The organism is Flavobacterium sp. FlaQc-47, assembly GCF_044006475.1.
Lineage (GTDB): Bacteria > Bacteroidota > Bacteroidia > Flavobacteriales > Flavobacteriaceae > Flavobacterium.
Genome location: NZ_JBIPCQ010000005.1, coordinates 199,272 through 212,664 on the forward strand (window position 1 = coordinate 199,272; position 13,393 = coordinate 212,664).

13 protein-coding genes and 2 tRNA genes are annotated in these 13,393 nt (G+C 32.5%); 12 read left to right on the plus strand and 3 right to left on the minus strand.

The annotated features are described in order from the left end of the window. The first annotated feature begins 267 nt into the window (after window positions 1-267). From idi to ACHRVX_RS17400, 9 genes are all read left to right on the plus strand, one after another. Window positions 268-795 (plus strand): isopentenyl-diphosphate Delta-isomerase, encoded by a 528-nt coding sequence (gene idi, locus ACHRVX_RS17360; protein ID WP_395334436.1) that lies wholly within the window; start codon window positions 268-270, stop codon window positions 793-795. Window positions 796-818: 23 nt separating this feature from the next. Further along, window positions 819-1,229 carry a 6-carboxytetrahydropterin synthase gene (locus ACHRVX_RS17365; RefSeq protein ID WP_213300231.1) on the plus strand — a complete coding sequence of 137 codons (411 nt, stop codon included), beginning with the start codon at window positions 819-821 and terminating at the stop codon, window positions 1,227-1,229. Window positions 1,230-1,232: 3 nt separating this feature from the next. After that, a complete protein-coding gene (locus tag ACHRVX_RS17370; protein WP_395334439.1) occupies window positions 1,233-1,691 on the plus strand; it encodes a peroxiredoxin in 459 nt (152 codons plus the stop codon). Between the two features lie 58 nt (window positions 1,692-1,749). Beyond that, window positions 1,750-2,718: a type I phosphomannose isomerase catalytic subunit gene (locus ACHRVX_RS17375; protein ID WP_395334441.1), complete on the plus strand. Its 969-nt coding sequence runs from the start codon at window positions 1,750-1,752 to the stop codon at window positions 2,716-2,718. Between the two features lie 57 nt (window positions 2,719-2,775). Further along, on the plus strand, window positions 2,776-3,042 hold the full coding sequence (locus ACHRVX_RS17380) for a hypothetical protein (RefSeq protein WP_213300209.1): 267 nt from the start codon (window positions 2,776-2,778) through the stop codon (window positions 3,040-3,042). A 78-nt stretch (window positions 3,043-3,120) separates the two neighbouring features. Continuing rightward, window positions 3,121-3,194: transfer RNA gene (locus tag ACHRVX_RS17385), tRNA-Thr, on the plus strand. A 105-nt stretch (window positions 3,195-3,299) separates the two neighbouring features. Further along, a tRNA-Thr gene (locus tag ACHRVX_RS17390) sits at window positions 3,300-3,373 on the plus strand. Between the two features lie 726 nt (window positions 3,374-4,099). Next, window positions 4,100-4,498, plus strand: coding sequence for a helix-turn-helix domain-containing protein (locus ACHRVX_RS17395; RefSeq protein WP_395334443.1), 399 nt, complete (start codon window positions 4,100-4,102; stop codon window positions 4,496-4,498). A gap of 235 nt (window positions 4,499-4,733) precedes the next feature. Further along, window positions 4,734-5,192 carry a DUF5362 family protein gene (locus ACHRVX_RS17400; RefSeq protein ID WP_395334445.1) on the plus strand — a complete coding sequence of 153 codons (459 nt, stop codon included), beginning with the start codon at window positions 4,734-4,736 and terminating at the stop codon, window positions 5,190-5,192. A gap of 113 nt (window positions 5,193-5,305) precedes the next feature. On the opposite strand, the gene ACHRVX_RS17405 is transcribed toward ACHRVX_RS17400, so the two are convergent. Together ACHRVX_RS17405 and htpG are read right to left on the minus strand one after the other, a co-directional pair. Further along, window positions 5,306-6,022: a DUF4369 domain-containing protein gene (locus ACHRVX_RS17405; RefSeq protein WP_395334447.1), complete on the minus strand. Its 717-nt coding sequence runs from the start codon at window positions 6,020-6,022 to the stop codon at window positions 5,306-5,308. Between the two features lie 245 nt (window positions 6,023-6,267). After that, entirely contained in the window at window positions 6,268-8,166 is a 1,899-nt protein-coding gene (gene htpG / locus ACHRVX_RS17410) for a molecular chaperone HtpG (protein ID WP_395334449.1), read from the minus strand. A 203-nt stretch (window positions 8,167-8,369) separates the two neighbouring features. On the opposite strand from htpG, the gene ACHRVX_RS17415 reads away from it, so the two are divergent. From ACHRVX_RS17415 to ACHRVX_RS17425, 3 genes are all read left to right on the plus strand, one after another. Then, window positions 8,370-8,870: a lipocalin family protein gene (locus ACHRVX_RS17415; RefSeq protein WP_395334451.1), complete on the plus strand. Its 501-nt coding sequence runs from the start codon at window positions 8,370-8,372 to the stop codon at window positions 8,868-8,870. 18 nt (window positions 8,871-8,888) lie between these two features. Further along, window positions 8,889-9,584 (plus strand): OmpA family protein, encoded by a 696-nt coding sequence (locus ACHRVX_RS17420; RefSeq protein ID WP_213308126.1) that lies wholly within the window; start codon window positions 8,889-8,891, stop codon window positions 9,582-9,584. A 105-nt stretch (window positions 9,585-9,689) separates the two neighbouring features. Further along, a complete protein-coding gene (locus tag ACHRVX_RS17425; RefSeq protein ID WP_395334453.1) occupies window positions 9,690-10,640 on the plus strand; it encodes an ABC transporter ATP-binding protein in 951 nt (316 codons plus the stop codon). 104 nt (window positions 10,641-10,744) lie between these two features. Here ACHRVX_RS17425 and ACHRVX_RS17430 read toward each other — a convergent pair whose 3' ends face one another. Continuing rightward, on the minus strand, window positions 10,745-13,156 hold the full coding sequence (locus ACHRVX_RS17430; RefSeq protein ID WP_395334455.1) for a prolyl oligopeptidase family serine peptidase: 2,412 nt from the start codon (window positions 13,154-13,156) through the stop codon (window positions 10,745-10,747). Window positions 13,157-13,393: the final 237 nt, after the last annotated feature.

Below are 13,393 nucleotides of genomic sequence, written 5' to 3' on the forward strand. Positions count from 1 at the left end.
CAAAGATACGACTAGAATTCGCGTTGAAATGTCGTGTAATTTACAATTGAGATATTTTTAAGTATGTTTTAACTTTTCTTTATTTACGTAAAATAGAAGGTTGTAGTTTTTAAGGCTTAATTTTTAAGGTTTTTTGAATCTCTTTATTTTGTATTTTGCTGCTAATCAAAATTTTGTAAAATGCAACGCTCGTTAAACTTTTCACAATCTCGCCTAGGATTTTCAAGCCATTACTTTTTTCGTATTTTTGTTTGATCAATAATACCTATGATAGAAGAAAACGTAATATTAGTAAACCAAAACGATGAGCAAATTGGCTTAATGCCAAAATTAGAAGCACATGAAAAAGCAGTTTTACATCGCGCTTTTTCGGTTTTTATTTTAAATGATAAAAACGAAATTATGCTACAGCAGCGTGCTCATCATAAATATCACTCGCCTTTACTCTGGACTAATACCTGTTGCAGCCATCAGCGTGAAGGAGAAACGAACGTTGACGCAGGAAGCAGAAGATTGTTTGAAGAAATGGGTTTTAAAGCTGAACTGAAAGAACTTTTTCACTTTATTTACAAAGCACCTTTTGATAACGGTTTAACAGAGCATGAATTAGACCATGTTATGATTGGGTATTACAATGATAATCCTGCCATAAATCCTGAAGAAGTTGAGGATTGGAAATGGATGACAATTGAAGATGTAAAAGCAGATATTGAAAAACAACCCGAAATTTATACCGTTTGGTTTAAAATAATTTTTGATCAATTTGATCATTATTTAGAAGACCATAAAATTTAAACCCAGACTAACCAACCATCAAAATGAAAGTAACCATATCAAGAAAAGCGCATTTTAATGCTGCACATCGATTGCACAGAAAAGATTGGACATCTGAAAAAAACAATGCTGTTTTTGGAAAATGTAATAATCCCAATTTTCATGGTCATAATTATGGTTTAACAGTAAGTGTTACAGGAAAAGTTGACCCTGAAACTGGTTTTGTTCTCGATGTGAAAGTATTAGCGGATATTATACTGGAAGAAGTAGAGATACCGTTTGATCACAAAAACCTGAATCTGGATGTTCCGGAATTTCAGGATTTGAATCCAACTGCTGAAAATATTGCAGTTGTGATATGGAATAAAATTAGAAAAAGAATTCAACCCGATTTCGACCTTGAAATCGTTTTGAATGAAACGGACCGCAATTTTGTAACTTATAAAGGAGAATAATAAATGTCATTAAAAATAGGAGATATAGTTCCGAATTTTACTGCGAAAGATAGTCATGGAGAAGTTTTTGAAAGCCAAAGTGTTTTGGGGCGAAAACCGCTAGTGATTTATTTTTATCCAAAAGATAATACACCAGGATGTACCACTGAAGCTTGTAGTTTTAGAGATCAATACGAAGATTTTAAAGATTTAGGAGCAGAGGTTATTGGTATTAGCAGTGATAGCGTGAAATCGCATCATAAATTTGCTGATAAACATCAATTGCCTTTTATACTTTTATCTGATCAGGATAAAAAGTTGCGACATCTTTTTGGGGTGCGCGATAGTTTATTTGGTCTTTTACCGGGAAGAGTAACCTATGTGATTGACAGAAATGGTGTTGTTATTTTGATTTTTGATAGTATGAATGCGGGAAAGCACATCCCGAAAGCTCTTGCAACTGTCAAAGAATTAGTATTGTAGAAATAAAAAATAGTATCAGTTTGATATTAAATTAATAAAGATATTAGCACTAAAAAACATGAATCCAAAATCATATCCTTTACAATTTGAACCTATCTTAAAAGATAGAATCTGGGGCGGAGAAAAACTAAAAACGCTCCTTAATAAACCAATTTCATCTAAGATAACCGGCGAAAGCTGGGAATTGTCTACTGTAGAAGGTGATATAAGTGTTGTTGCTAATGGAGTTTTGAAGGGAAAATCATTGATGGAACTTATTGATGAAACGCCAAACGAAATTCTGGGAACCAAAGTTTATAGTCGATTTGGAAAACAATTCCCCTTGCTTTTTAAATATCTGGACGCAAGAGAAGATCTTTCGATACAAGTTCACCCAAATGATAAACTGGCAAAGGAACGTCATAACTCTTTTGGTAAAACCGAAATGTGGTATGTAATGCAGGCAGATCAGGATGCAAGAATCATTGTGGGTTTTAAGGAAAGTTCAAGTAAGGAAGAATATCTGAAACATTTAAATGATAAAACATTAGTTTCGATTTTAGATGATGTAAAAGCAAAAGCCGGAGATGTTTTCTTTCTGGAAACCGGAACAGTTCATGCTATTGGTGCAGGATTAGTGGTAGCCGAAATTCAGCAAACATCTGATATTACCTATCGTTTATATGATTTTGACCGCAAAGACGCTCAGGGAAATACCAGAGAACTTCATGTTGATTTAGCGCTTGATGCAATTAATTATAATAGAGTAGAAACTCAGAAAAAATATGAGACAAAAGCAAATACTTCAAACGAAGTAGTAGATTGTCCTTATTTTACCACCAATTTTATTCCGCTTGACGGAAGAATTGAAACCAGTAAAAACGGAGAAACTTTTACGGTTTATATGTGTGTCGAAGGAAGTTTTGAAATTGAATATGACGGTTTCAAACAATCCTATATAAAAGGCGATACGATTTTAATTCCGGCTGAGATAAATGCATTTATTTTAAGCGGAAAAGCTTCTATTTTAGAAATTTACATTTCATAGCGCTTAATAAAAAGATTATATGTACTTTTGCAGTCGCAAATTAAAATTAAAAAGAAAATGGCAAACGTTAAGAATTTAAAGAAAGACATCAACTTCGTATTAGGAGATATTATAGAGGCAATTTACTTATTTGAAATGTCTACAACAGGAAATCCTACTCCGGAAACGAATACTTTGATCGATGAAGCTATCGCTGCTTTTGATACTTTGATCACAAAAGTGAATGCTAAAAACGTTGAAAACAAAAAAGCACACTTCAAACAAATCAATGTTGAATTGGAAGAAACTGCTAATCAATTGATTGCTAAAATCAACGAATTGTAAGCAAAAAAAAGTATAAAAAAGTGCAAATATATTTTGGTAAAACGAAAAACCGCTTTATATTTGCACCCGTAATGAGTCGCCAGCGTAGCTCAGTTGGCTAGAGCAGCTGATTTGTAATCAGCAGGTCGTGGGTTCGAGTCCCTCCGCCGGCTCAACATAAAACCATCACTTTTAGTGGTGGTTTTTTAATGAAATTAAACGCAAATTTATTTTGGAAATTCAAAAAAACCACTTTATATTTGCACCCGTAATGAGTCGCCAGCGTAGCTCAGTTGGCTAGAGCAGCTGATTTGTAATCAGCAGGTCGTGGGTTCGAGTCCCTCCGCCGGCTCAACGTAAAACCATCACTTTTTAGTGGTGGTTTTTTTTTGGAATAAAGTCAAAAATAAGTTCCAATTTTTCTAATTCCAAATCCCAATCTTGATGTAAAAGAGATTTTGTTAAGTATAAGTTGTCATTTCGACGCAAGGAGAAATCAAACAAGTAGCTCGATAAAGATTAAGGACATTTGCTGCAGAGTTATTAGCCATCAACACGAAAACCTGTGGAGAGAGAAAAAAATACCACAGAGCACCCAAAGATTTTTTACCAAGCAAGACGGATATAAACACAAAGACCACAAAGCTATGTCAACACAAAGCTTTGTGAACTAACTCACTCGACGATAAAAACTTGCGTGCTTTGCGGTAAAAATCATCCAGTAAATAAATGTAATCTCTCCGGGATATTTTTTTACTCCGTTAGGAGTTTAATATTGGTAGGATAAAAATCAACCCGAAAAATATCCCGTAGGGATTAAACTTTCTAAAGTCAATTTATTTATTGAATTATTAAACGAGCAACTTCAATTAACTACTAATCTCTTTTATGTTTCCACAACATTTAGTCTTGATCCGTTATTAGTGTGATTTTTCCTTGCGTCGAAATGACAGGATTATGATTTAAAATAAATCAAAATAGACTTGTCCGAAAAATTGTATTTTTTTTCAGTATCTTACATTGTTAAATATGTTTTTTACATATTGCTCGTATTACACTTAATCATTATCTTTGAATTATGAGCACACTTACAAAACCAAATCATATAGGGCGAAAAATTAGCCGTATTCGTGAACTTCGAGATATGAAGCAAGAAGCATTGGCGCAAGCTTTAGGAACAAACCAGCAAGCGGTTTCGGCTATTGAAAATAGTGAAACAATTGACGAAGATAAACTTGTAGAAATTGCAAAAGTTCTTGGTGTAACTGTGGATGCAATCAAAAATTTCTCGGAAGAAGCAATTTTCAATATTATTGGTAATACAATTAATAATCATGATAATGCTTCAATGAATTCAAATGTTCAATATCAGCCAACTTTTAATCCGCTTGATAAAGTTGTAGAGCTTTATGAACGTTTAGTTCAGGTTGAAAAAGATAAAATTGAGTATTTAGAAAAATTACATAATTTGAAATAATATTTTAAATGAAATTATAATAAATGAGAGACTCTGTTAGAGTCTCTTTTTTTGTACTTGTCATTTCGACCGTAGGGAGAAATCACATCCAGAGAGCAACGAACTGGTAAATCCGTAATGTGATTTCTCCCTACGGTCGAAATGACAAATTAATAACTAAATCTGAGTAGTAATTTAAAATAATTGTAACAATATTTTTCTTATGTTTGTTTCTTAACCAAAACAACTAATAGAAATGGAAGAAAATTCAGTTTTTGAAAAATTTGAGTTGCAGCTCAATGAATCTGCAAAAGGCTTTTTAAAAGAAACCGCAAAATGGGCTTATTTTTTATCCATTGTTGGCTTCATCGGGATTGGGCTTTTGATGATAGGGGCAATTTTTGCAGGAGCATTTTTGGCTACAATGGGATCAGTAATTCCCGGGGCAAATGCTATGGGAAGTTCTTTTGGAGCAATAATTGGTGTTCTTTATTTTATTCTTGCAGCAATTTATTTTTTTCCGGTTTATTACTTATTCAAATTTTCATCTAATGCAAAAAAAGCTTTTAGAGATAATGATTCTGAATCATTAACAAATTCATTGGAATACTTGAAATCTCATTATAAATTTATTGGTATTTTTATGATTGCCATTTTAGTATTGTACGGACTAATTTTTGTGTTTGCAATATTAGGATCTTTGGTAGGGAGATAAATAAAATTACAATCTTTTTAAAATCCAGATTCCAATTTTCAAAATGGAATGTATACATACAAAAAACGTCCTGAAATATTCAGGACGTTTTCGTTTATTATGTAATCTTAAAGCTATTTTTTTTCTTCCTTTTTAATGTCAGCAACATATTTGGTTAGTTTTTTTCCATAAAGAGATTGTGCAACTTTAGGTGTCATAGATTTTTGAATCGTATCAAGAAATTTAACATTGATATCATAAATCTCAGCTAACGCAATATAAGGTGCTATTTCGTGATCTTTATTGTTAAGCGCAAAATTTGTAGCGTACAAGTATTTTCTTTTAGTATTAGATTCTTGTTTTGCTGTAATGCTGTCAATCGCTTTTTGATCTTGACTTTTTATTGCATTAAATCTTGATTCAACCATAGAAAGGCTTTCGTCATTAAAACGAGAGTTGATCTTTTTGTATTCTTCGTATAATTCCTGATTTTTAGATCCTGTAATTTTAGCACCAAAAATAAAATTATCTAAGTTCGTGTCGATATTAATATTTCCCGGTTCAGCAAAAAACATAACATTATTATCTAATGAATTAGTTACACCGCGATCCAGGAATAAATAAAGCATTTCTGGAGATTCAAGTTTTATATCACTTTCAAACGACGAATTTCCATCTATTTTGATACTGTCAATAGCAACTAGGGCGGTATCTACTACTCTTTGAATATATAGAGTTCCGTTTTTTAGTCCTTTTATATTTCCTGTAAGGTGCAAACTGTCGGTTGATTCTTTTTTGCTGCAAGATGCTAATAGCGCAATTGTAACAAAAGCAATAATTGATTTTTTCATTGGTTTTTTAGATTTTGCTGCAAAATAAAGAAAATAGTTTGAATGTAGTATGTTGTGTTTCAATTTTAGTGAAAAAATAAATCCTGATCTATTTCTTAATTAAGATTGTTGATGTTTTTTCATATTCATGTATAAAAAGTGCATTTTAATCATGTCAAATTAAGGTTACAATTTTCAATCGAATAAAAAAAGCCCCGCAAATAATTTACGGGGCTTAGTGTGAAAATAACTTATGTAGTTATTTCTTATTTGATCATTTCAAAACTTCTTTTTACAAAAGCAGTCAAAGCTTCTCCTTTTAATAGGTTTTGCGATAATTTAGCTAAATCTAAAGCTTGTTTTACTAAATGTTCCTGATGTGTTTTGTCTTCAGTATTTAAAATACTATTTGCTAAATCAGAATTTGTGTTCACAATAAGATTATACATTTCAGGCATATTTCCCATCCCGAACATTCCACCGCCACCAGACTGACTCATTTCTTTCATTCTGCGCATAAATTCAGGTTGCGTGATAATGAACGGAGCTGCCTGACTGTCCATAGCTTCAAGTTGTACACTATATGCCTTAGGGATATAAGCTTCTAATGAAGTTTTAAGGCTTTCTTTTTCTTCGTCAGATAACTTAGAAATCGTGTTTTCGTCTTTTTTGATTAAATTATCAATATGGTCAGAATCTACACGAACAAAAGTTACATCTTTATTATCACCTTCAATTTTTTGAATCAAGTGAGAGATAATCGGAGAATCTAAAAGTAATACTTCGTATCCTTTTTCTTTTGCTGTTTCAATATAAGAGTGTTGTGCATCTTTGTTTCCGGCATACAGAATAACAAGTTTTCCATCTTTATCTGTTTGGTTGTCTTTCAGTTTCTCTTTTAATTCTTCAAGAGTAAAGTAAGTATCATCAACTGTAGGATATAAAAAGAAAGCACCTGCTTTTTCATAGAATTTATCTTCAGAAAGCATTCCGTACTCTAAAACGATTTTAATATCGTTCCATTTAGCTTCAAAATCAGCACGGTTTTCATTGAATAATGCTTTTAGTTTATCGGCTACTTTACGAGTAATGTAGTTAGAGATTTTCTTAACTGCACCATCTGCCTGTAAACCGGAACGGGAAACGTTCAACGGAATATCCGGTGAATCGATAACTCCTTTAAGCATTGTCAAAAATTCAGGTACAATTCCTTCTACGTTATCTGTAACGTAAACCTGGTTTTGGTACAATTGAATTTTATCTTTCTGGATTTGCATGTCTGAACCTAATTTTGGAAAGTATAAAATTCCAGTCAGGTTAAACGGATAATCTACATTTAAATGTATGTTGAATAACGGATCTTCAAATTGCATTGGATACAATTCTCTGTAAAAGCTTTTATAGTCTTCATCAGATAATTCCGTTGGCTGTTTTGTCCACGCCGGATTTGGATTATTGATGATGTTGTCTACTTCAACTTCAGTAAAAATATTATCAACATCTTCAGGAGCTACTTGTTCTCCCTTTTTTTGTTCTATTTTTTCTTTTCTTGTTCCAAATTTAATTGGAATAGGCATAAACTTGTTATACTTATTTAATAAACCGCTGATTTTTGAATCTTCTAAGAAATCAAGAGAATCTTCGGCAACATGCAAGATGATTTCCGTACCACGTGAAGTTTTGTCAGCCGGCTCTAAAGTAAATTCCGGGCTTCCGTCACATGTCCAGTGCGCAGCTGGCTCATCTTTATATGATTTAGTAATGATTTCTACTTTTTCTGCAACCATAAATGCAGAATAGAATCCAAGTCCAAAATGACCAATAATTCCAGAATCTTTAGCAGAATCTTTGTACTTGTCAAGGAACTCTTCGGCTCCTGAAAAAGCAACCTGGTTAATGTATTTCTCCACTTCGTCAGCTGTCATACCTAAACCCTGATCGATAATGTGGATTTTTTTACCCTCTTTGTCAATTTTGATCTCTATTACAGGATTTCCCAATTCTACTTTAGCTTCGCCAATGCTAATTAAGTGTTTTAATTTTAAAGTAGCATCTGTACCGTTGGAAATCAATTCACGCAAGAAAATTTCGTGATCGCTGTATAAAAACTTTTTGATTAAGGGAAAGATGTTTTCTACCGAAACATTAATTTTACCTGTTGTCATAGTTATTTAATTTATTAGTTTAAAGTGATGATTTTCATTTATTCAAATAGAATACCAATTGTTTTTTGAGTGACAAAATGGCGTAAGTGTTAATTTTGAAAGAAAATAATTAGATTCTAAAACAAAGTTTGGTGTTTGAATTGTATCTTTGTTAAAATAATAATTGTTAAATAAGTAAGTAATAACTTAAAAAAATGAACAAAATGAAGAAGATTCTTTTCATTTGCATGATCGCCACGATGTTATTCGCGTGTAAATCAGCTTCGACTACGGCTTCCCCGGAAGCAACTCCACTATCGACTAAACTTGACAGACCTACTCAAGTAGCTATTAAAGGAAATTGGGTATTAACCAATGTATCTTATGCAGGTTCTGACTACATAAAGGTAACATCTTTTGATCTTGCCGATTCTAAATGTTTTATTGGAAGTACCTGGAATTTTATTTCTAATAATAATAAAGGGACAATGAATTTAACTGCGCCAAGTTGTACGGCATTTACTTCACCAATTGTTTGGAGTATTAACAATCAGGGACTTTTTGTTCTTAAAATTGTTAATCCTGGAACAAAATCAAAAAATGTAAGAGATGGTTACTTATTAAAAGTTGCCGGTTTAACTGATACATCATTTCAGTTAATCGATAATATTAATGTAGGTGGACAAGTTAAGGATGTAACTTACCAATTTCAAAGAGCAAATTAAAAAATAAAAATATACAATATGAAAAAGATAACAGTTTTAGGTTTGAGTAGTTTACTTGTTTTAGTAAGTTTCTTTGCAAGTTGCGATTCAGTAAAAAACGCTAATAATACACAAAAAGGAGCCGGAATTGGAGTAGTTGCCGGTGGTTTAATTGGTGGTATTTTAGGAAATAATTTAGGAAAAGGTGGAAACACTGCTTTAGGAGCTGCAATTGGAGCTGCTGTAGGTGGTGGAACTGGTGCCCTTATTGGAAACAAAATGGACAAACAAGCCCGTCAAATTGATCAGGCTTTACCAGGTGCATCTGTAGAAAGAGTTGGAGAAGGAATTCACTTAACTTTAAATGAAAACTCTGTTCGTTTTGATACTAACAAATCAACATTGACGCCTCAGGCAAAAACAAATTTAGATAAATTAGTTTCTGTATTTAATGAATATGGAGATACTGATATTCAAATTTTTGGTTATACTGATAATACAGGAAAACCAGAATATAACTTAACGCTTTCAGGACAAAGAGCTGCATCTGTGCAAGCTTATTTAGTTGCAAAAGGATTAAAATCAAGCCGTTTCAAAACTTCAGGTTTAGGAATCGCTGAACCTATTGCTACAAATGATACTCCGGAAGGAAGAGCGCAAAACCGTCGTGTAGAGTTTTCAATCACTGCAAATGACAAAATGGTAAATGATGCTAAATCTGAAGCTGGAAAATAAGTTTCAAACGCAATAAAATTTCTTAAAAGCTGTTTCATAATTGAAGCAGCTTTTTTTTGACTTTAGAAATTAAACATTGTAAATTTGACCTTTCAAATACAACCCATGCTCGACATTCAAAATATATCTTTTACGTATACCGACAGCCCAGTTATAAAAAACGTTTCCTTTACCATAAATAAAGGTGAAAATATTGCTATTATTGGCGAAAGTGGCTGCGGAAAAAGCACGCTTCTTAAATTAATGTACGGCTTATATGACTTAAACGAAGGCAAGATTTTTTATAATGAAAAGCCTGTTTATGGTCCTAAATACAATTTGATTCCCGGAATGCCTTTTATGAAATACCTGGCTCAGGATTTTGATTTGTCTCCTTTTGAAACCGTAGCCGAAAATGTTGGAAAATTTCTCTCCAATGGTTTTGCGAATATGAAAAAACTTCGTGTTCAGGAATTACTGGAAATGGTAGAAATGGAGAACTTTTCAAACGTAAAAGCAAAGTTTTTAAGTGGAGGACAACAACAAAGAGTTGCCTTAGTAAGAGTTCTGGCTTTAGAACCGGAAGTGATTTTATTAGATGAGCCTTTTAGTCAGATTGATGCTTTTAGAAAAAATGCTTTGCGCCGAAATTTATTTAAATATCTAAAACAAAAAGGAATCACCTGCATTATTGCGACCCACGACAGTACCGATGCTTTATCTTTTGCAGATCAGGCAATCGTAATGCGTGGTGGAGAACTTATTGTAAAAGATGATCCGATAAAAATTTATGAAGATCCTCAAACTAAATATGTGGCATCACTTTTTGGAGAAGTAAATGAATTACCAACTCATTTACTACTTTCTTATGAAGATGAAACCCATAAAACTTTAGTTTATCCGCATCAATTTAAAATGGTTGCCGAATCTAATTTGCCGGTAAAAATTAGAAAAACGTATTTTAGAGGAAATCATTATCTAATTGAAACTGTATATAAAAGACAATTAGTATTTTTTGAAAGTGAAATTGATCTGCCTCTGGATCAGGAAATATTCTTAGCATTAAATTATCTTTAATTATCTAATTTGACATTAGATAATTAGATATTTTTTCTTAAAAACAAACAAACCCGACAGATTTTAAATCTGTCGGGTTTTGTCTTTATAAATAATAAGGAAATCTAGTTTTTTAAATATTTTTCTAAAAACTGATCTTGTTCCCAAAGCAGGTGTAAAATGTTTTCTTTGGCAACATAACTGTGTGCTTCTTTAGGTAAAATCACCATTCTTGCTGTTGCTCCCAAACCTTTTAAAGCCTGATAATAACGTTCTGTTTGCAAAGTAAAAGTTCCCGGATTATTATCTGCTTCACCATGAACTAATAAAAGAGGTGTTTTCATTTTATCGGCATTCATAAAAGGAGACATTGCAGTATAAACTTCTGGCACTTCCCAGTAATTGCGTTGCTCTGTCTGGAAACCAAACGGAGTCAAAGTTCTGTTGTACGCACCACTTCTGGCAATTCCGCAAGCAAATAAGTTAGAATGTGTAAGTAAATTAGCTGTCATGAAAGCTCCGTATGAATGTCCTCCAACAGCCACTTTTTTGCGATTAATATATCCTAAAGCATCAACAGCATCAATTGCAGCAGCTGCATTATCTACTAACTGAGTAATAAAGTTATCATTAGGTTCTGTAGTTCCTTCACCAATAATTGGGAAAGCAGCATCATCTAAAACGGCATATCCTTTTGTTACCCAATATACAAACGATCCATAATAAGGAACAGTAAATTCGTTTGAGTTTTGAGTCGATTGTCCTGCACTATTTTTGTCTTTGTATTCAGCAGGATAAGCCCAGATTAATAAAGGCAGTTTCTCTTTTTTTGCTTTGTCATAACCGGCAGGCAAATATAAAGTTCCTGAAAGTTCAACGCCATCTTTACGTTTGTATTTGATTACTTCTTTACTAACATCTTTTATACTTTCAAATGGATTTGCAAAGTAAGTAATTGGTGTCAGGCTATTTTGTTTTTTGATATTTCTAAAATAGTAATTTGGATATTCACTTTTAGACTGAATCTGAACTAAAACTTTACCGGTTTTAAAATCTTCGATTCCTAATAAATCTTCTTTTTTATCTTTATAAGCCGACGTGTAAATACGTTTTGCTTTTAATGTCTTTAAATTAAATTCATCAATAAAAGGAAATTGTCCTTCTTTAGTATAACCTTCACCAATACGAAATGCATTGTCTTTTTCGATCGCTAAAACGTATTTATTGTATTCATTTTTTTTGGTTTCAAAAGCTCCCGGATCTGAATAAACATCTTGTTGGTTTCTGTCTGTAATTACCTTTGGCTGCTGAGACGGATTTGACGGATTGATTAAATACGTTTTCGTATTACGGGTGTCATACCATTCGTCACTTAAAAAAGCAATATTATCATTACCCCAAATAATATCGTTATAACGCTGAGGTACTTTTGTTAATGAAGTTGCATTGTTTATAAAAGGAGCATCCCAAAGATAAACTTCGTCTCTGAAATCTACTTTATTTGCAGGATCTCCTTCGTCTAAAGCTACAACATAAGCTAAAGTTGCAGGTTTGTCATTTCTCCAGATCATTTCTCTTTTTCCTTTGCGAACTGCCATAAAACCTTTCGGTATTACTTCGTTTAACGGAACTTCGTTTACAGTTTTAACTTCGTTTCCTTTTGCATTATAAACAATAGTTTTAGAAGGAAATCTGTTTAAAGGAACTACATATGAAAACGGTTTCTGGATCGTCGTCAACATAATATAATTTCCGTCTGGCGAAATTCTTTCTCCCGCATACATTGCAGCATCTTTGAATAAAGTCGCGGTTCCGTTAAGGTTGACTTTATAGAGTTCAGAAGTCATGATGTTTTCAAAATTGATTTCATCATTCTGATTTTTCAACATGTCAGGATAGGTTCTGTTTTGGGATTTTACTCCGGCAGTATTAGAAATAATAGGTCCGGTTGGTAAATCTTTTTTAGAATCTAATAATGGTTTTCTGTTTTTAGGTAACATTTTGACTAAAATAGTTTCATTGTCTAAAAACCAGCTAAACGGATTTCCAAGATTTGCATTTACCGTTGCATCAGTAAGTTTGGCCGCTTTTGCAGTTGCAACATCTAAAAACCAAAGTTCAACCCCTGATTTTGTAGTATGCGAGAACAAAATTTTCTTGTCATTTGGTGACCAGACGATGTTGCTTATTTTTGGATTTGTTGGCAAACCGGTAACTTGTATTTCATCTTTACCGCTAATTTTTCTTAATTTAAGATTAGTCGTGTATGTTGCAGTGCTTGAAATATTTGTTGTTGGATTAATTCTTAAACCTGCTAAACGAAGTTCATCCTGATTAAGATCGTCTAATGTTTTATAAGTGTTTCTGTACATTAGTAACAGATTCTCTTTTTTAGTATCCATAGATACAAGTGGCGCTTTTTCGTAATCAGCTAAATCTAAAATAGATTTTGATGGTTTTTGATAGGTTAAATTTTCCTGAGCAAAGGCAAAAAAGCCAATGTTTAGAAATAAGAAGAGTGTAACCTTTAATTTCATAATTTGAATTTTTGGAGTTTAATAAATGGTATTTGTATTGTTTGACTAAAGTACTTCAAACTTGTTACATTTTATTTGTTATTTTTCACAGTTTTCATTGTTTTTAGATAAAAACTGATTTTTCAAAATGTAAATAGTATTTATTCGATATATAATTAAATTATAATAAATTGTCAATTACGAAAAAAACACTAATTTGTACGCTAATGTTTTAAACAATACTTAGATTTGCATTCC